The sequence below is a fragment of the Bradyrhizobium sp. USDA 4473 genome, from assembly GCF_054063335.1.
Window position 1 is genome coordinate 3,635,488 of record NZ_JBSSGE010000001.1, and the last position, 18,908, is coordinate 3,654,395.

General features: G+C 60.3%; 18 protein-coding genes. 15 read left to right on the forward strand and 3 right to left on the reverse strand.

Annotated features, from left to right (window positions below; genetic code table 11):
- Nucleotides 1–119: 119 nt before the first annotated feature.
- The 3 genes from fixJ to ACVW17_RS16860 all read right to left on the reverse strand — a co-directional run bounded on the left by fixJ (nt 120) and on the right by ACVW17_RS16860 (nt 2,499).
- On the reverse strand, nt 120–725 hold the full coding sequence (gene fixJ / locus ACVW17_RS16850) for a response regulator FixJ (protein ID WP_456797631.1): 606 nt from the start codon (nt 723–725) through the stop codon (nt 120–122).
- Nucleotides 722–2,152 carry a PAS domain S-box protein gene (locus tag ACVW17_RS16855; protein WP_456797632.1) on the reverse strand — a complete coding sequence of 477 codons (1,431 nt, stop codon included), beginning with the start codon at nt 2,150–2,152 and terminating at the stop codon, nt 722–724. Before ACVW17_RS16855 ends, fixJ begins: the two co-directional genes overlap by 4 nt.
- Nucleotides 2,153–2,265: 113 nt before the next feature.
- A complete protein-coding gene (locus ACVW17_RS16860; protein ID WP_456797633.1) occupies nt 2,266–2,499 on the reverse strand; it encodes a hypothetical protein in 234 nt (77 codons plus the stop codon).
- A 345-nt stretch (nt 2,500–2,844) separates the two neighbouring features.
- Here ACVW17_RS16860 and ACVW17_RS16865 point away from each other — a divergent pair, with 345 nt between their 5' ends.
- The 15 genes from ACVW17_RS16865 (at nt 2,845) to ACVW17_RS16935 (ending at nt 18,581) form a co-directional block, all read left to right on the forward strand.
- The gene (locus tag ACVW17_RS16865) at nt 2,845–3,186 is read left to right on the forward strand and encodes a hypothetical protein (protein WP_456797634.1); all 342 of its coding nucleotides are present in this window, start codon (nt 2,845–2,847) and stop codon (nt 3,184–3,186) included.
- Nucleotides 3,187–3,665: 479 nt separating this feature from the next.
- Nucleotides 3,666–3,893: a hypothetical protein gene (locus tag ACVW17_RS16870; protein WP_456797635.1), complete on the forward strand. Its 228-nt coding sequence runs from the start codon at nt 3,666–3,668 to the stop codon at nt 3,891–3,893.
- An 824-nt stretch (nt 3,894–4,717) separates the two neighbouring features.
- Nucleotides 4,718–6,370 (forward strand): cytochrome-c oxidase, cbb3-type subunit I, encoded by a 1,653-nt coding sequence (gene ccoN / locus ACVW17_RS16875; protein WP_456797636.1) that lies wholly within the window; start codon nt 4,718–4,720, stop codon nt 6,368–6,370.
- A gap of 8 nt (nt 6,371–6,378) precedes the next feature.
- On the forward strand, nt 6,379–7,113 hold the full coding sequence (gene ccoO, locus ACVW17_RS16880; protein WP_456797637.1) for a cytochrome-c oxidase, cbb3-type subunit II: 735 nt from the start codon (nt 6,379–6,381) through the stop codon (nt 7,111–7,113).
- An 11-nt stretch (nt 7,114–7,124) separates the two neighbouring features.
- Nucleotides 7,125–7,289 carry a cbb3-type cytochrome c oxidase subunit 3 gene (locus ACVW17_RS16885; RefSeq protein WP_456752919.1) on the forward strand — a complete coding sequence of 55 codons (165 nt, stop codon included), beginning with the start codon at nt 7,125–7,127 and terminating at the stop codon, nt 7,287–7,289.
- A 6-nt stretch (nt 7,290–7,295) separates the two neighbouring features.
- Nucleotides 7,296–8,168, forward strand: a complete 873-nt coding sequence (gene ccoP / locus ACVW17_RS16890) for a cytochrome-c oxidase, cbb3-type subunit III (RefSeq protein ID WP_456797638.1) — start codon at nt 7,296–7,298, stop codon at nt 8,166–8,168.
- A gap of 89 nt (nt 8,169–8,257) precedes the next feature.
- Entirely contained in the window at nt 8,258–9,715 is a 1,458-nt protein-coding gene (gene ccoG, locus ACVW17_RS16895; RefSeq protein ID WP_456797639.1) for a cytochrome c oxidase accessory protein CcoG, read from the forward strand.
- 21 nt (nt 9,716–9,736) lie between these two features.
- Nucleotides 9,737–10,237 carry a FixH family protein gene (locus ACVW17_RS16900; RefSeq protein ID WP_456797640.1) on the forward strand — a complete coding sequence of 167 codons (501 nt, stop codon included), beginning with the start codon at nt 9,737–9,739 and terminating at the stop codon, nt 10,235–10,237.
- Nucleotides 10,238–10,249: 12 nt separating this feature from the next.
- Nucleotides 10,250–12,436: a heavy metal translocating P-type ATPase gene (locus tag ACVW17_RS16905; protein WP_456797641.1), complete on the forward strand. Its 2,187-nt coding sequence runs from the start codon at nt 10,250–10,252 to the stop codon at nt 12,434–12,436.
- Nucleotides 12,436–12,603, forward strand: coding sequence for a cbb3-type cytochrome oxidase assembly protein CcoS (gene ccoS / locus ACVW17_RS16910; protein WP_456797642.1), 168 nt, complete (start codon nt 12,436–12,438; stop codon nt 12,601–12,603). Before ACVW17_RS16905 ends, ccoS begins: the two co-directional genes overlap by 1 nt.
- A gap of 2,324 nt (nt 12,604–14,927) precedes the next feature.
- A complete protein-coding gene (locus ACVW17_RS16915; RefSeq protein ID WP_456797643.1) occupies nt 14,928–15,092 on the forward strand; it encodes a hypothetical protein in 165 nt (54 codons plus the stop codon).
- Between the two features lie 489 nt (nt 15,093–15,581).
- Entirely contained in the window at nt 15,582–16,019 is a 438-nt protein-coding gene (gene tnpA / locus ACVW17_RS16920) for an IS66-like element accessory protein TnpA (protein WP_456797644.1), read from the forward strand.
- A complete protein-coding gene (gene tnpB / locus ACVW17_RS16925) occupies nt 16,016–16,369 on the forward strand; it encodes an IS66 family insertion sequence element accessory protein TnpB (RefSeq protein ID WP_456797645.1) in 354 nt (117 codons plus the stop codon). The genes tnpA and tnpB overlap by 4 nt, the downstream gene beginning before the upstream one ends.
- A 50-nt stretch (nt 16,370–16,419) precedes the next feature.
- Nucleotides 16,420–17,970 carry an IS66 family transposase gene (gene tnpC, locus ACVW17_RS16930; RefSeq protein WP_456798978.1) on the forward strand — a complete coding sequence of 517 codons (1,551 nt, stop codon included), beginning with the start codon at nt 16,420–16,422 and terminating at the stop codon, nt 17,968–17,970.
- Complete coding sequence (locus ACVW17_RS16935) at nt 17,967–18,581, forward strand: UPF0149 family protein (RefSeq protein ID WP_456797646.1); 615 nt, start codon at nt 17,967–17,969, stop codon at nt 18,579–18,581. The genes tnpC and ACVW17_RS16935 overlap by 4 nt, the downstream gene beginning before the upstream one ends.
- Nucleotides 18,582–18,908 lie beyond the last annotated feature (327 nt).

Sequence of the window (18,908 nt, forward strand, 5' to 3'; positions counted from 1 at the left end):
GCAAGTCCTCGCTGGGCAATCCGCTCCGCGCCCACGCGATCGAGGATCATTCATGGACAAATTCATCCAAGATCCGCGAAACCGACGTTCGTCGCTTATAGCGCGCGCTCGCGACCCTGCTAGAGTCCGGCGGCAATGGCGATCCGCATCAACTCGGACATGCTGCGTACATTGGTCTTGGCCATGAGGTTGGCGCGGTAAACCTCGACCGTTCGTGGGCTGATGCCAAGGTCGTGCGCGATTACCTTGTTGATCTTCCCGGCTAATAGTCCTCGCAGGACATCACGCTCGCGCGAAGAGAGCTCCGCAAGGCGGGCTTCCGCCTGCAGTTTCGCTGCGTCACCGGCTGGCTTCACAGGTCGCGCTTCCAAGGCCGCGTTGATGGCGCGCAACAGCACCTCGTCCTCAAACGGCTTCTCGATGAAATCGATCGCACCCGCCTTCATGGCCTCAACCGCCAGCGATACGTCGCCATGACCGGTTATCAGCACGACCGGACAGTCGATGCGATCGGCCTTCAGCTTGCGTACCAGTTCAAGGCCGCTCATGCCCGGCATGCGGATGTCCGATACGACGCAGTCGACCGGACCGCTCGCGATGTCATTGAGAAACTCGAGCGCCGTCTCGTAGGTTGTCACCCAGAAACCGCTAATATCAAGGAGAAACGCCAGAGAATCCCGCATCGCGGCGTCATCGTCGATCACAAGAATGCGCCGCGCGGTCATGCTTCTTCACAGACCTCCGCAAATGGCAGCGTGAACTGAAAAATCGTGCCCCCGCCCGGATTCGCTTGCGCGACGATGTGACCGCCATGGGATTCGACGATTGTCCGGCAGATTGACAGTCCAACACCCATGCCATGCTCCTTTGTTGTGACAAAAGGCTGAAACATGCGGTCGGCGACATCAGGGCTGATGCCGGAACCCGTATCGGCGACGGTGAACCTGGCGAGACCGTCGACCTTGTCAACTCCGACGGTCAATTCGCGGCGCGGACAGGAGGCCATCGCCTCGATCGCGTTGCGTATCAGGTTCAGCGCGACTTGCTGGATCTGGATCTTGTCTACGATCATGGAAGGCAGATCGCGATCGCTGTGCATCGTCACCCGCACGCCTTGCTCCTTGGCGCCGAGCAGGGCCAGGGCCACGGCCTCTTCAAGAAGCGTGAGCGGATTTTCCACAGAATGCTGTGTTTCGCCTTTGGCAACAAATTCCCGCAGGCGCTTGATGATATCGCCCGCCCGCAGTGCCTGTTGAACGGCGTGTTCGAGTGCATCACCGATGCGGCTGGCGTCTGGCTTTTCTGCCGCTAGCAAAACTTTTGCGCCGCGCATGTAATTCGTGATGGCGGAGAGTGGCTGGTTGATTTCATGGGCGATGGACGATGCCATCTCACCCATGGCGGTCAGCCGCGACACATGGACGAGTTCAGACTGCAGCTCCTGTAGCCTGCGTTCCTGCGCCCGCCGTTCGGTCAGGTCCCGGATGAAGCCGGTGAAGAAGCGTTCGCCGCGCACTTTGGCCTCGCCGACGGCAAGCTCCATCGGAAAAGTCGAGCCGTCGCTCCGCTCGCCGACCACGATGCGCCCGATGCCAATGATGCGCCGTTCGCCGGTGGTCAGATAACGTTCGATGTAGCGATCGTGCTCGGCTCGGTACGGCTGCGGCATCAACCTGGACACGTTCTTTCCAACCACTTCGTCCGGGATCCAGCCGAATAAACGCACAGCCGCGGCGCTGAACGAGCGAATGATACCCTTCTCGTCGATCACGATCATCGCTTCCGGTACGGTGTCCAGGATCGACTGCAGATGGGCCTGCCGATACCGCGCCTGCTCGGATTCCTGCCGCAGCCGGTCGCCCATGAAGCCAAGCATGGGACCAAGTACCACGAATGCGGCCATATCGATCATGTTCGCGGAAACGGCGATGAGGCCTTTCCCAAGAACTGCCCCGCTGATGACAAGACAGAGCAGGGTAGCGAAGCTCGCCGGTCCGCGCCCGCCGGCGAAAGCGGCAAAAACGATTGCCGGAAGGTAGATGATCGTAAATGAGCGATTCTCGAGATACGGATTTAGCGCCGCGCGGAGCACGAGGGCGAGCGCGGCGGCTGCAGCGGCAGTGCCATAACGATACCAGATGTAGTCGGACATATTTGCCGGCAGACCTCTCATTCGATCGACCCTACATCGTTTGGCCGCAGCAGGCCACCGAAGGCAGACGCGTGTCGATTTACGCCGATATATTGTGCAGGAAGGCGGGATCTTTATTTGAACCAAATGCGCCAGTGCGTGGGCTGCACAGCGACGTGCTCCCCGCTCGTCGCTCTGATCCAGCCGCCGAAGATTCGGCGGCAGGGGAAGACCAGCCGATGAATGGTATTGCCCTCGATCACGCCAATCTCCAGGTCCCGATCAAAGGGCGCCGTCTCGATTCGCTCCCAGGTCACGTCGCCGTTAGACCCTGGACGGTGTTCGTCGCCGCCGACTGACAAATTCAATCACCTTCCAGACAGTCCGAACCACATCGCTTGTCCGCCGCGCGAACAGCTTCAGCCCAATATTGCACACGCGCCGTTCGGTCTCGATTGCGGCCGTCGCCGCCTCTGTACTGTCGGCGAAGGCATCGTCTAACCCATTGCGTTGGGCCATGAAAACTTGCCAATCCAAATATCGGGATTGACGGCTGCGAAATTATGCCCCCCCGGAACAAAGTTTGCCGTAGACTGTCATATCGAACATCCATTGTTGGCGGAACGTCTCGTCTCCTTGCCACGGCATTGATTGGGAGCGGGTCACTAGCTGCACTGGACTCCGGGCATCGAGCCGGTCCTCGGGTCGATAAAGTGGACACCATCGCAAGCGACGCAGATGATTTGGTGCAGTTGGTTGGCGGGCTCGGCCGGGCCGTTCGGCAGCAGTCCTTGAACCCGGTCGCCTGTATTTGGGCACGAAAAGAGGATGGGGCGCCAAATCGTTCTGTGAGTCATGTGTCCGACCTTGACGGGAATAGTGTTTTTTATCGCCAGCTGGCCGATGAAGTATTGATCCAGGTCAAAAAAGCACGACGCGCGTCTGGAACGACCGATGGCGACGCGCCGCCGCGAGTGCTCAGGATGGGCAAGCATGTTCGATCGCGGGTGATTCGCCCGGCCGCGCTTCAGTCCGACAAGCCTGAAAGCAGCTGAGTTGATGGAAATCAAAATGCATGACGCGCAATCATGAGAATATTGAAGCACACCTCAGGCTCACCGGACAGTGACAACGCTTGTCAGCAATGATGTGAGAGGCGCAAAGGAGACGGTAAATTGATTGTTCGCCTCGCGTTGTCGCTGGCCTTGCCGGCACTGATCGCTGCCATAGGCATTGGCGCGGAAGCCCTGAACCTGGGCCTGATCGAAACCCTGACTACCGCGAGCCTGATCATCGGCTTTGCCGTTGCTGCAGCAGGGTGGGCCGTCAGGAGCGAGACAGGAGCCGTTCGGCTTTCTTGCTCACGATCACGGGAGCGTAGGTCTGGCTGACAATCACACCGGGCCGCCGACACTCGGTAGAAACCAAGGTGATTGGCCATAATTCGGGCCGCCGATTGAGACAAATCAAATACCGTCCCGGCGGGAGTGCCAGAATAGGCAAGGATACGAGACCCACCGAAAAGAGGGTAGTCATGCCTTCATTTAACGTTCGCTTCATTAAGACCGTTTGTGACGATACCGGCCACGAGCATCGCGCCTGTCAGGCGGCGTTCAAGGTCGATGCGGCGTCGCTGAGTGCTGCTGCACAGCAGGCGGAGACCGACTTCTGCAAGCAAAAAGGTGTCCGCGACTGGACCATCTTCGCCGATGCGATGGAGCTTCGAACCCCGCCTGCATTGCCGCCGTCATGGGGTGGCTAGTTCGAGTTCGGCCAGCAGGGGTCCTTCGAATGTTGATCGCGATGGTCAATCCGCGAGTTTAATCGCTGTCTCGTAAAACGTCGCTCTGAGCGCCGATTTGAAGGCGCTCGCGAATACCGTCGCCCCACACAGGCCGCGACACGAAATGGGCCTTGCCCGTACTCTTGCCGGGTGCTCGTTTAGCCGGCTCGCTGCGCCACTCGACCCAGCACCATCCGCGGTAGGACGATCCGGATCGAACGATCCGCTTCGACGTTAATCTTATTTGATGCAGGTCAAAAACAAATCTGTCTCCAGCAGCTATGGCTGTGTCGAGGGATAAGACACATGGTTAGCCAACCTGCACATATCGGTCGTCGTGGGCGGTTTAGGAGTTTGCTCAGCCGGTTACGAGCGAGCCTGTCTCGGACGCCCGAGCTCGCTTACTTGAGCCCGCAGGACATCGATGCGATCGCGCGAGAGCTCAATCTGTCCACATCCGCTTTTCGAACCCTGGCGCGGAGTCCGAGCCGTTCCGAACTGTTGAGCAAGCGCCTCGCACGTGCCGGCTTTTCCGAACATGCACTTGCCGCATGCCATGGTGACGTTTTGCGCGATCTGCAGAGGGTATGCGGCCTATGTCCGGCTAAAGCCCGTTGCGCCGCCGATCTCAAGACAGAGAAGTATCGAAATCCGCTGAGAGACTGCCCCAACGAACACACGCTGCGCGCGCTCGGCCGTGAGGTCAATGACGGTCTCCCACAGCGCGTTCGTCATCGATGAGCCCAAATCGCAGCTCGCCGAAATAATTCCCCAAGCATGCCGCTTTGAAGGAAGGCCTAGCCATGACAAGCCCGTCCCCAGCCTCGAAATCCACGACGATGGGTGAAGCAGGCCTGATGTCGGTATTCGCGGTGTCGGCCTACGTTTGCTTTTTCGCTGGAGCGATGGGGCACGATTCTGCGTTTACCTTCCACGCATTGCTGGCTTCCGCCGCCAGTCTTGCCGCCGCAGCCGTCATTCTCAATCGCTACTATGAACGGCCGGCGCAACTACCGCCTGCGCAGATCAATGGCCGACCGAACTACAATCTCGGTCCGATCAAATTTGCCTCGGTGCTGGCGATGTTCTGGGGTATTGCGGGTTTTTCCGTCGGTCTATTGATCGCCTCGCAACTTGCCTGGCCTGCACTGAATTTTGATTTGCCCTGGACCAGCTTCGGCCGGCTCCGCCCGCTGCACACATCGGCTGTGATCTTTGCATTCGGCGGAAACGTGCTCATCGCGACCTCATTCTACGTCGTGCAGAAGACCTGCCGTACCCGCCTGGCCGGCGATCTTGCGCCATGGTTTGTGGTAGTTGGCTATAATTTCTTCATTCTGATCGCGGGTACTGGCTATCTGTTCGGTGTCACCCAATCGAAGGAATATGCCGAGCCGGAGTGGTACGCCGATCTCTGGCTCACCATCGTCTGGGTCACTTATCTCGTTGTGTTCCTGGCGACGCTGTTGAAACGGAAGGAGCCGCATATCTTCGTCGCCAACTGGTTCTATCTCGCCTTTATCGTCACCATTGCGGTACTCCACCTTGGCAACAACCCCGCATTGCCGGTGTCGGTATTAGGCTCGAAATCCTACATCGCCTGGGGCGGCGTGCAGGATGCCATGTTCCAGTGGTGGTACGGCCATAACGCGGTCGGCTTCTTCCTGACCGCCGGTTTCCTGGCGATCATGTATTACTTCATTCCGAAGAGAGCCGAACGTCCTGTCTATTCTTATCGTCTGTCGATCATCCACTTCTGGGCGCTGATCTTCCTCTACATCTGGGCCGGCCCGCACCATCTACACTACACGGCGTTGCCGGACTGGACACAGACGCTGGGCATGACGTTTTCGATTATGCTGTGGATGCCCTCATGGGGCGGCATGATCAACGGTCTGATGACGCTCTCTGGCGCCTGGGACAAGCTGCGCACCGACCCGGTGCTCCGTATGCTCGTGGTTTCCGTAGCCTTTTACGGCATGGCGACATTCGAAGGTCCCACCATGGCGATCAAGGTCGTCAACTCGCTCAGTCATTACACGGATTGGACCGTCGGCCATGTGCATTCGGGCGCGTTGGGCTGGGTCGGCTTCGTATCATTCGGTGCGCTGTATTGTCTGATTCCCTGGCTTTGGAATCGCGAGCTGTACAGCCTCAAGCTCGTCAACTGGCACTTCTGGATCGCCACGATCGGGATCGTGCTCTACATCTCCGCGATGTGGGTGTCCGGCATCCTGCAGGGGCTGATGTGGCGCGCCTACACCTCGCTTGGCTTCCTCGAGTACTCGTTCATCGAGTCGGTCGAGGCCATGCATCCCTTCTACATCATCCGTGCCGCTGGTGGCGCACTGTTCCTGATCGGCGCGCTGATCATGGTCGCTAATCTCTGGATGACGGTGAATGCGCGGGAAACCGATCAAATCCAGGACGCTAGAGCCCTCCAAAGCGCGGAATAGGCCATCGCATGTCGCTATGGAACCGACACAAGATCTTTGAGAAAAACTCGATCATCCTGATCGCTGGCATCCTTGCCGTGATAGCCGTCGGTGGCCTGGTCGAGATCACGCCGCTGTTCTACCTCAAGAGCACGATCGAGGCGGTGGACGGTGTGCGGCCGTATACGCCGCTCGAGCTTGCCGGCCGCAACATCTACGTACGTGAGGGGTGCTATCTCTGTCACTCGCAGATGATCCGGCCGTTGCGCGACGAGGTCGAGCGTTACGGGCACTACTCGCTGGCCGCTGAGAGCATGTATGACCACCCGTTTCAATGGGGCTCGAAGCGGACCGGTCCCGACCTCGCACGTGTCGGCGGGAAATATTCCGATGAATGGCACGTCACGCATTTGATCAATCCGCGCGCCATCGTGCCGCAATCGGTGATGCCAGGCTATCCGTCACTGGCGAACACGGAGGTCGACCTGACCGACATGGTCGCGCATCTGCGTACCAATCGGGCGATCGGCGTCCCCTATACCGAGGACCAGATCAAGAACGCTGTCGCCGACCTGAAGGCGCAGCTGGATCCCGACGGACCAAACGTCGCGTCCTTCCAGAAACGCTATCCGAAGGCGGCTGTGCGCCATTTCGACGGCAGGGCCGGCAATCCGAGCGAACTCGTTGCGCTCGTCGCCTACCTGCAGATGCTGGGCACGCTGGTCGATTTCAAGCTCTACGACGAAAAAGCCAATTTGCGCTGAAGGACCCTCGGATGAAAGCCATTATTTCCATCGAGAACCTGGCATCAAGCTTCGTCGTGACGCTCTGGACGCCGCTATTCGTCGGCATCTTCGTAGCCATCGTGGTTTACGCGCTGTGGCCCCGCAACAGGAAGCATTTTGAGTCTGCGGCGCGCATGCCGCTGCGCCGGGACTGACCGATCATGACCGAGCACAACGACATCGATCACGTCTCCGGCCGCTCCACGACCGGGCACGAATGGGATGGCATAAAGGAACTCAACACGCCACTGCCGCGCTGGTGGATTCTGAGCTTCTACGCCACGATCCTTTGGGCGATCGGCTACTGGGTCGTTTATCCGGCCTGGCCGCTCGTCTCAAGCTACACGACTGGTGCGTTTGGCTATTCGACCCGCGCCAGCGTAGTCAGCGACCTTGCAAGTCTTGAGAAGTTGCGCGGCGAGAAGATGGCCGTGCTCGGCGAAGCGTCTCTTGGCGAGATCGAGAGGGATCCGGCCCTGCTGGCATTGGCCCGCGCGCGCGGTAAGACGGTGTTCGCCGACAATTGCGCGCCATGTCATGGCAGTGGCGGCGCAGGTGCCAAAGGGTATCCCAACCTCAATGACGATGACTGGTTGTGGGGCGGATCGCTCGACCAGATCCTGCACACCATCCAGTTCGGCGCACGTTCCGGAGATGCGAAGGCGCATGAGGGGCAAATGCTGGCCTTCGGCCGTGACGGCATCCTCACGAAAACCGAGATTGGCACCGTAGCTAATTACGTGCGATCGCTGTCGGGACTGACCACGGCGGCGAATTTCGATGCTGCGGCCGGCACAAGGATCTTTGCCGAGAACTGCGCGGTCTGCCATGGCGAGAACGCCAAGGGCAATCAGGCACTCGGCGCGCCGAATCTGACGGACCGGATTTGGCTGTACGGCTCGGACGAGGACACGCTGATCGAGACCATCAGCTATGGCCGCGCCGGCATCATGCCGGCTTGGAGCCGGCGGCTCGATCCTGTCACCGTCAAGGCACTTGCCGTCTATGTGCATTCGCTCGGCGGCGGACAATAGGCGAGATGCGCCGCAAAATCTGCTGCGCCGTTAATTCGGATCCAACCTGAGCCATCCGCGCCCGATGCAAGGTCAGCATGAAAACCGCCGTGAACAAGACCGTTTCGCGCGATGATCCGGTGATCGACGAGGATGGACCCCTCTATGTAGCCCACAGGAAGGTCTATCCGCAGAGCATCCGCGGCACTTTCCGCACCATCAAATGGCGGCTGATGACGGTGTGCCTGTGCGTCTACTATCTGCTGCCCTTCGTGCGTTGGGAACGTGGCCCCGGTGCTCCCGAGCAGGCGGTGTTGCTCGATTTTCCGAACCGGCGGTTCTACTTCTTCTTCATCGAGCTCTGGCCGCAAGAGCTCTATTACTTCACCGGCTTGCTCGTACTTGCCGCCATTGCACTGTTCCTGATGAACGCGCTGGGCGGGCGGATTTGGTGTGGTTATCTCTGTCCGCAGACGGTCTGGGCCGACCTGTTCTATGCGGTCGAGCGTTGGGTCGAGGGCGACCGTCGCGATCGGCTGAAGGCCGCCGCACGCCCAATGACAGCGAGGGTAGCGGCGAAGCGCCTACTGAAGCACGCGATCTGGTTGATGATCGCTTGGTGGACCGGCGGCGCATGGGTGCTCTACTTCGCCGATGCGCCGACCTTGGTGCGCGATCTGTCAACGTTCCAGGCGCCCGCGATCGCCTATATCTGGATTTTGATCCTGACCGCTTCGACGTATCTGCTGGCCGGCTACATGCGCGAGCAGGTTTGCGTTTATATGTGTCCTTGGCCGCGCATCCAGGCCGCGCTCACCGATGAATGGGCCCTCAATGTCACCTACAAATATGACCGTGGCGAGCAGCGCTGCTCATTGAAGAAATCATTCGATCTGCGCGCGCGGGGCGAACGGGTCGGAGACTGCATCGATTGCAATCAATGCGCGGCGGTCTGCCCGACCGGGATCGACATCCGCAATGGCGCCCAGATGGGCTGCATCCAGTGCGGGCTGTGCGTTGACGCTTGCGATGCCGTCATGAGGAAGATCGGGCGCAACACCGGTCTGATCGGCTATGACAACGACATCAATATTCGGCGTCGGATGGACGGCAAGCCGGAGCTATTCAAGCCGGTACGCCCGCGCACGATTGTCTATGCTTCTTTGATCGCGCTCGTCTGCGCCGTGATGCTCTATGGGCTATCGTCTAGAACTCTGCTCGATCTCAGCATCCTCCACGACCGTAATCCCGTGGCAGTCAAGCTCAGCGACGGCTCGGTTCGCAACGGCTATACCGTGCGCTTGCTCAACAAGCGCGGCTTCGATCGCGTGATCGCGATCGACGTCGATGGGCCGACCGAAACGTCAGTCCACGTCGTCGGCGCCGATTCGGGGCCCGTGGATCGACCGATGATCGTCTTGGCTCGCGATAGTACGACGGAGCTGCGTGTGCTGCTGACAGCGCCGGTCGACGACAAGTCGGAGCACTCGATGCCGGTGAGGTTTCGGGTCACCGACGTTGGCCTTGGCGAGGTCGCCTCCGCAATGGACCATTTCGTTCTCCCCTAAGATCACTGACCGGACCTGATCATGACCGCATCAATTCGCGTCGCGCGGCCCATCACCGGACGCTTCGTCCTGATCGCCATTCTGACCTTCTTTTCGGTCGTGATGGGCGCCAACCTGGTGATGATGCGCTTTGCCATCACGACCTTGCCGGGGACAGAGGTCGACAGCGCCTATAGCGCGAGCCTCACCTATGACCGCGAGATCATTGCGGCACGACAGCAGAACGAGCGACATTGGCAGGTTCAGGTACATATTAATCGGCAGTCGGACGGCGAAGCCGTGCTTGCAATCGAGGCGCGCGACCGCGCGGGCATGCCTGTCACCGGAATAAGTTTCATCGGACGGCTCGAGCGGCCGGTCGACCGCCGGGCCGATCGGGCGATTGAAGTCTCGCAGGCCAATGTCGGCACTTACCGCGGCAGCGCCGTGGGCGTCGCCGCGGGGCAGTGGGATCTCGTCATCGAGGCCGCCGCCGATGGCCGCCGCCTGTTCCTATCGAAAAACCGCATTATCCTGAACTGAGAGTTGATGCCCATGCCGGCAGAGATCGATTTTTCTCACTTTATGAAGAGGACTGGCGCCGGCCTCGTTCAGCTCGACCTCGCGGTGGAGGGCATCAATTGCGCAGGCTGCATGGGCAAGATCGAGCGCAATCTGTCGAGTATTCCGGATGTGATCTCGGCACGCGTGAACCTCACCGAAAGCCGGCTGGCGCTCGAATGGAAGGCAGGAGCGCTCGACCCGGCGCTATTTGTCAAACGGCTCGCCGAACTAGGCTATAGGGCGTATCCCTTTCAGCGGGACAATGCGGAGACGCTGGAGGCGGTGAGAGCGCAAAGCTTGCTGCGGCGACTGGCCGTCGCCGCCTTTGCCGCGATGAACGTGATGATGCTGTCGATCCCGGTATGGTCCGGAAATATCTCGGACATGCTGCCGGAGCAGCGCGACTTCTTTCATTGGCTCTCCGCGCTGATCGTGCTGCCGGCCGCGGCCTATTGCGCGCAACCGTTCTTCTCTTCCGCTTTTGCTGCGCTGCGGGCACGCGGAACCAATATGGACGTGCCGATCAGCATCGGGATCCTGCTCGCGTTGGCAATTTCGGTGGTCGAGACCATCGGCCATGCCGAGCACGCCTATTTCGATGCGGCGATCATGTTGATCGCCTTCCTGCTCGCAGGCCGCTATCTCGACCAGAACATGAGGCGGCGTACCCGGGCCTTCGCCAGCAACCTTGCTGCACTGAAGGCGGAGACTGCAGCGAAGTTCATAAGCCCCACCGAGATCAGGACCGTTCCGGTGGCGGCGATCAAACCGGGAGATATCGTGCTGGTGCGACCCGGCGAGTGCTGTACCGTCGACGGCAATGTGATCGAGGGACACTCCGAGGTCGATCAAAGCCTCATTACCGGCGAGACCTTACCGGCGGTTGCTGGTCCTGGCAGCGCGGTATTCGCCGGCACATTGGTCCGATCAGGCACCCTGCGCGTCCGCGCGGCGACGGCCTCGGACGGCACACTGCTTGCGGAGATTTCCAGGCTACTTGATCATGCCTTGCAATCGCGCTCGCGCTATCTGCGTCTCGCCGATCGCGCGTCGCGGCTCTATGCACCGATCGTTCACACAGCGGCGTTTCTGACGATGCTGGGTTGGCTGACCTTCGGCGCAACATTCCATGATTCGGTCGTCAATGCGATCGCGGTCTTGATCATCACCTGCCCCTGCGCGCTGGGCCTGGCTATTCCTGCGGTGCAGACCGTGGCCTCCGGCGCGCTATTCCGTTCCGGCGTGCTGCTCAATGCCGGGGATGCGATCGAGCGCATTGCCGAGGTGGATCGCGTGATCTTCGACAAAACCGGTACGCTGACGCAGCCCGAGCTCGACGTCGCCAACCTCGCCACCATTCCCGGCGAGGTCGTCAAATTGGCGGGCCGGCTGGCGCTCTCGAGCCGCCATCCGATCGCCGCTGCCGTCGTGCGAGCTGCAGGCGTAAGCGAGCCGCTGGCCGATATCGAAGAGGAGCCCGGGCGGGGGCTCCACGGTTACCATGAAGGCGCGCCGATCCGGCTTGGCCACCCTTCGTTCTGCGCTGCTGACAGCCTCGCGAACGAGATCCTGTGTCGCGATCCCGAGTCCTCTGTCGTCGCGTTCAGCCATGGCGACGCCAAGCATGTCTTCGCCATCCGGCAAAGGATAAGACCAGACGCGGCCGAGGTCGTCGCAAGTCTCGCACGCCTCGGTATCATGGTGGAAATCGTTTCGGGGGATCGAGAGCCAGCTGTTCGGCGCGTGGCCGAGACGCTCAGCATTCTCGAGTGGCGCGCTAACGTCTCACCGACGGACAAGGTCGCTCGGATCGAAGGTTTGACCAGCCAGGGGTACAAGGTGTTGATGGTCGGCGACGGCTTGAACGACGCGCCCGCGCTCGCCGCGGCGCATGCTTCGATATCGCCTGTTACCGCTACCCATATGAGCCAGGCCGTCGCGGATGCGATCTTCCTCGGTGAGCGTCTCCAGCCCGTGATGACGGCGGTCAGGGGCTCGCGCAGGGCGCTGCAGCTGATGCGGCAAAATCTCTGGCTTGCTGTCGTCTACAATGTCCTGGCCGTGCCTATTGCGATCGCCGGCCTGGTGACGCCGCTGATTGCCGCTGCAGCAATGTCAGGTTCGTCTGCACTGGTCATGCTCAATGCGCTACGGGCTCGAAGGAGCGAGGTACCCTGATGGAAGTCCTGGTCTATCTGGTTCCGCTCGCTCTTTCGCTCGGCTTCGTCGGCCTGCTGGGCTTTCTGTGGTCGCTGACGAGTGGCCAGTATGACGATCTCGACGGAGCAGCCTGGCGTGCAATCACCGACGACGAGCCAGCGGGCCCTGGGCGCCGGGCCAAATAGTGCAAATGGACCAGCGCATTGCGGAGGCGGCCGTGCGCGTTGCAGGAGAGTGCTCGCTCGCGCATCCAGCCGGTCCACCGCAGCAACTGCTTGAGCATGCGGTAGCAACGATCGGACAGCGAGCAGCCCTTTGAGGCTGTCGCGATCAGCAACGGCTGCTCGGTGGCCCTTCCGGCCGCAGGGCGAGCAATTTGTCCGGACCGACAATAGCATAGTCGGGTCTCTTCAGAAGCCGTCGTCTTCTAACATGGCGCACTGCAGCTAATCGGTTATCGTTACTCCGATCGCACGATCGATCGGGCTGACGATGTCCCATTCTCCCGCGAGGATCGGGCCGGCTACGAACGCCGCGATTTAAACTAAGAGCGGTGGCCGTTGATCACGACGTCGGTTGCAGCCTCTCTTTCTAAGAGACCATCACGAACGCAACAACGATTTTGCTGCGTTCACTTCTTTGTCTAGAGAGGTGAAAGCTATTCATTCGGACAAGATTGTACCCCGCCGATAGGTTGAGCCGAGACGGCGCAATGGAAGACGAGCTCCGATCTGGTTGACTCGATCAGTCCGAGGCTCCGCAGCTGGATGACGCAGCCCGTCAAGTGTGGCAGGAGCCATTCGTAAGAAATCGCGACCGCGTCTCATAGAGATCCGATAGTTGATAGCTCCAAGCTTGTATAAAGTACTAATCTGGGAAATTCTTAGACTACTCGCAATTCGCCTGCCAAGAGTTTTTCAGAGGCTTGTTATGATCTGCTCGGGGTGCGTCGATTAGGAGGGCTGCATTCGCCTGTTTTATGGGAAGTCTCTTCACATAAAGTTACACGAAATTTACAACCGGACCGCCGCCATTCATACCCGAGGGATTATCTTCTGACGATATGACCGAGCTTGCATCTTTGCGCGCTTTACGTTGCATCTTTTTTAGGTCGTCCCTGTGATAAATCTATGTTACAAGCCGCTTCTCTCAGAAGGAGCATTCATTGTGAAAAAAGCAAGTAAGAAACGCGTTAAGCGGCGCGAGTGGACCAAGGCTGATATCAAAGAGCTCAAGGTCCATTCAAAGGCTCGGACCCCGGTCATAAAAATATCAAAAATGACCAAACGCTCAGTGGGTGCGCTACGCCAGAAGGCTTTGCATCTTGGAATTGGACTGGGACATCAGCGTTAGCTTATTGGCTGCGCTGGCGATTGGTACAGTAGGGCGGCTCGCGGGCCGCCCTTATTGTTTGTTGGAGTTATTGTCTGTTGGATTCGTGTCGCGATACGCCTGGTGGATTTCCGCGAACGGTCTAAGGGTTCGAATTCTGCTTGGGTTGCACCGGCTGCTCTTTAAGCGCAGTGATTTTCGGCTCAATGAGCCGCACAGGTTCGAGAGCATTGCTCTGAGCAGTTAGGGCGACGAGCTGGTCAGCCAGGATATTCAACGGTGCTCGCACCGCATCGGGGATCAGTGTCGCCGGATCGGATATCCTCTTTGAGAGAGCCTACCTGCTGAGGGCCTGCAGCGGCGATTACACCGAATTGCGCCATATGGCTCCGAATTGCGTTGATCAGCGAAACACGCTGCCCAAAGAGTCGTTCTTTTGCGCGCGACATAGGGCTTCACGTACGAAGCCGGAATCATCTTGGTATCATGGCCAAGCGCTCGAATCTTGCCCGCTCAGTAATGCGACGATGGACATGCTTCCATGACGACAACACAAGGCAGCAACTTGGCGAAAAAGCTCAGAACTTCCTCACGGCGAAGCTTCTGGAGAACAGGACGGTCTTTTGCATCCGCCCCATGAACCCGATGGCATCTCCTTTAAGGCGATCGCCGCGACCGCTTCTAGGCTATGACGCCGGGAGCGGGAGCTATCCACCTCATCAAGCGAAATCAGATAGGTCCGCTGGCGTACATCACCGATGTGCGCACCAGCATCATCAACAGTCCCCGAACCGCCAGCTCGACAGTTTGTTGCCATGGTCCTATGGGAAACGGCTAAAATGCGGCCGGAGCGAAGAAAATCGACGAGTTGACATTCTTGAGGCACCCAGTGAGCGACAAGAACATCTTGTGGCAACAGGACGGGGTCGATCCCGGATGGTTTACAGCCGAACACATCGGGTCGATTAGGAGCCGCACTAGTTGCCGCCCGGGCGGTTGGTGGTTCTTGCCTGCCTGGCTACCCGACACGCAAGAACACGACGTTGGTCTATTTAGAACCAAGGCTGCAGCACTCGCTGAGGCGGAACGGCTGGCAGCTCTCCATAAGCGAAAACATAGAGCCGGCTAAGGACCCGAAGCGAGCGTGTTCGGAATAGCGCTAACCCGGAAGCCGCCCATGAAACAATCCAATCACACTGTCAACGAGATCGAGCGGATCAACAAGGAGATCGATCAACTAAAACGCAAAGTGCAAAAACTGGATAACCACAAAGAGCGTAGGGACACGATGACAGCAATCGGACGTCTTGTTGAACGACGCAACAAGCTGAAAGAGCAATGAACATGACAGCGCCCTCAGCTGGCTGATCGAGGAGAGATTGCCGCTTACGACGTCACGGGCGGCTGCCCCGACAAGAGCCTGGCTGACAGAGGACAGAAGGTGTGTCCGTGATCGGCGCCGCGTTCAAGATCTTTGTGGCTTCGCAGGACCGATGATCGATTTGCAGATCGATAGATGAGTTTTTCACTCACGTGCTGACTGAAGCGTCGCGATTGTGGAGCGGCCTCCAGCGCCCGGCATCTCTGATGAGGTAGTTGAAGGGCCGCCTGGTAGTTGCGGCCAAGCCACCATTTCTTGCGCGATTGCCTAAGTGCCAGATGCAGCTGTCTCGTTAGTGCGATCGGCGCGTCGGTTGATGACAGTGGAGAAAGTTTCATTGCGGTCTGAGACTAGATTATTTAAAAGTAAGCGGCATGAGGCACCCACCTAGCCCTCGCTGGGCTTCCGCGCGATAGAGCCTGGCATGAGCTGATCGGAGGAGGTGGATCGATGGTAAATGCCATGCTTGATGCCAGGCAGGAAGGTGACTCCTATCGTCGTGTCGAGGTGATCACCGGGGAGCGCCGGCGGCGACGATGGACGGGCGAGGAGAAGGCCCGGATCGTGGCGGAGAGTTTTGAAGAAGGCACGAACATCTCCGAGGTGGCGCGGCGCAACGGCGTTTCCCGCGGGCTGCTCACGGTGTGGCGACGCCAGATTACGACAGTGGTCGGCAAGGCACCGAGCTTCGTGCCGATCCAGATTGGCACCGAGAGCGGCCAGCTCTCAGCGTCGGCGCAAGCGAGGCCCTTTGAGGTGACCACGCCGCTGACCAGGGCCTGTGGGGTGGTCGAGATCGAGGTGAGTGGGGCGCGCATTCGCGTCGAGGGAGAAGTGGATGCTGCGACGCTTTGCACGGTGCTGTCGGTGCTCAGAGGCGATCGATGATAGCGCTGCGGCCCGACCTCAAGGTGATGCTGGCGTCCCAGCCGGTCGACTTTCGCAAGTCGGTGCACACGCTGTCGGCGCTGGTGAGTGAAGCGTTACACACGAGTCCTTATGACGGCACCGTCTTCGTTTTCCGTTCCAAACGTTCCGACAGAGTGAAGCTGCTGGCGTGGGACGGCAGCGGCATGGTGCTTGTAACGAAGTGGTTGCACGAAGGGCATTTCACCTGGCCGCCGATCCGCGACGGCGTGGTGCATTTGAGTGCGACGCAGCTCGCGATGCTGGTCGACGGGCTCGAGTGGACGCGTGTCTCACCCAAGCCTGTGAAGCAGCCGGCCGTTGTCGGCTGAGAGGTGAGGATTTCGCTGGAGCGTGTCGCGTGGGCCTGTATCGTCTGATCATGACGATTCGCCCCGACGCTCTCCCGACCGATCCGACGGCTCTGACCGAGATGGTGCTCGCGCTTGACGCCGAGAACGAGAAGCTGCGCGTGGCGATGCAGACGCTCAAGGAGCTGATCTTCGGGAAGCGCTCGGAGCGGCTTGCCGCGCTCGTGGCCGAGCAGCTCGCGCTTGATCTCGACGATCTTGAGACCGGCGTCACGCCACCTGCCGCTGCCAACGACGATGCGGCAGCGGCGAAGCCGCTTGGCAGGCCGCCGCGGAAGAAGGCGCGGCGCAACATCGGCGCGCTGCCCAGGCATCTGCCGCGCTGTGAGCAGGTGCTGGAGCCGGAGGCGACCGCGTGCCCGTGCTGCCAGGGTCGGCTTCACAAGATCGGCGAGGACGTCAGCGAGGTGCTGGACGTGATCCCGGCGATTCTGCGCGTGCTGCGGACAATTCGTCCCAAGTACGGCTGCCGCAGCTGCACCGACGGCGTGGTGCAGGCGAAGGTGCTGCCGCGCCTGATTGAGAGCGGCATGGCGTCGACGGCTCTCGTGGCCCACGTGGTGGTCTCGAAGTTCGCCTGGTATCTGCCGCTGTACCGGCAGGTGCAGATCTTGGCCGGCCAGGGCATCCAGCTCGACCGCGCGACGCTCGCCGGCTGGGTGAAGCGTACCGCCTGGTGGCTCAAAAGCCTCTATGAGCTTCAGCTGAGGACGATCCAGAGCGCGCCGCGCGTGTTCTGCGACGAGACGCCGATGCCGGTGCTCGACCCCGGACTGCATCGGACCCGCATCTGCCAGTTCTGGGCGCATGCCATGGATGACCGACCATGGGGCGGACCTTCGCCGCCGGCGGTTGCCTACGTGTTCGCGACCGGCCGCGGCACGGAGCAGATCGCCGAACAATTGACGGACTTTTCCGGCATTCTGCAGGTCGATGGCTATGCCGCCTACAAGGCGTTCGCCCGCGATCATGGCGGCGAGATCCAGCTCGCCTTTTGTCTTGCTCATGCCCGACGTAAGTTCGTCGAGGTGTTCAAGACGACGCAGTCGCCGTTCGCGCGCGAGGTGATCGAACGCCTGCAGGCGGTCTATGCGATCGAGACCGAGATCCGCGGCTCGAGCGCCGAGCAGCGGCTCGCCGTCCGCCGCGCCAGGGCCGCTCCGTTGATGGCGGCGCTCAAGGCACGATTGACCACAATGGTTGGCCAGCTCTTCTCCCAGTCGAAGCTGGCCGAGGCCATCAACTACTCGCTCAATCACTATGCCGGACTGACGCTGTTCCTCAACGACGGCCGCGTCGAGGTCGACAGCAACACGGTCGAGCGTTCCATGCGCCCCATTGCCCTTGGAAGACGCAACTCATTGTTCAGCGGCAGCGAAGGCGGCGCCGAGAGCTGGGCGATCCTGAGCTCGATTCTCAGCACCGCAAAGCTGCACGAGCTCGATCCGCAGGCCTATCTCACCGACGTGCTGGAGCGCATCGTGTCCGGGCGAACCAGGAGCCATCAGCTGCACGAACTGCTTGCCTGGAACTGGAAGGCGGCGCACCGGCGAGCCGCATGAGCCCGCGTCGCCGCAAAGCTTCGTCGTCGATGGCGGCCGCCGCCATGCCCCTTGCGGAGCTCGAGCGATGGCTCCAGCCTCGCCTCGACCGGCACCCCGCCGCCACCAGCCTTCCCATACTCGACGGCTACGTCGCCGCGATCGTGGCCGGACCGGTGTCGATGAGCCCGCTCGACTGGATCTGCCCGCTGCTCGCCATCGATGCTGATGCGTTCAATCACGGCGACACGCCGGAGTTCGCGGCGATCTCCGCCGTCGCATTGCGACACAACGAGATCAGCCAGACCCTTTCGAGCGCGCCGAACCAGTTCGCGCCAATGCACCGGCGTGAAGCCAATGGCGATGTCGACGCGCGTCCCTGGTGCCAGGGGTTCTACGCCGCGATGCGGCTCAGGCTACCGGCGTGGGCGCCGTTGCTGGACGCCAGCAACGTCAATCACCGCCTGCTGCGGCCCATCCTGCGGCACTGTCGCGACGATCAAGGCCGTCCGCTGCTCGGGCCGCCACGAAACAGCCCCGACACCCACCGTAACGCCTACGCCGATATTCCAGCAGCTGTCGAGGCGCTGCGCCAGTACTGGATGCCGATCCGCTACCCGCGCGCCCGCTGATCACCCCGGACGTGGGAGCTCATACCGGTTACATTTAAAATCCGAGCCGGCGCGCCGCGATGGGCCGTTGGTTTATAGGATAGGCGACAGTTTATAGGATAGGCGACCCTGCGAGTGGCGCGTTTCTCGACGATCTTTGCAGGCTACGATTTGGGTGTAAGCGTGCGCCGCCGAGCCTGCTGGTTAGCTCGAGCTTCACAGCGATACGGTGCGCTCAGCAGCAATAGAAACAGCGCGCGGTTGGCTTGATACCTGGCGGCGGAGCGGCTGAGTGCTGAGCCCGTCATCACCTGGGTGCCTTCGGCGGTACAGACCGACCACAACCAT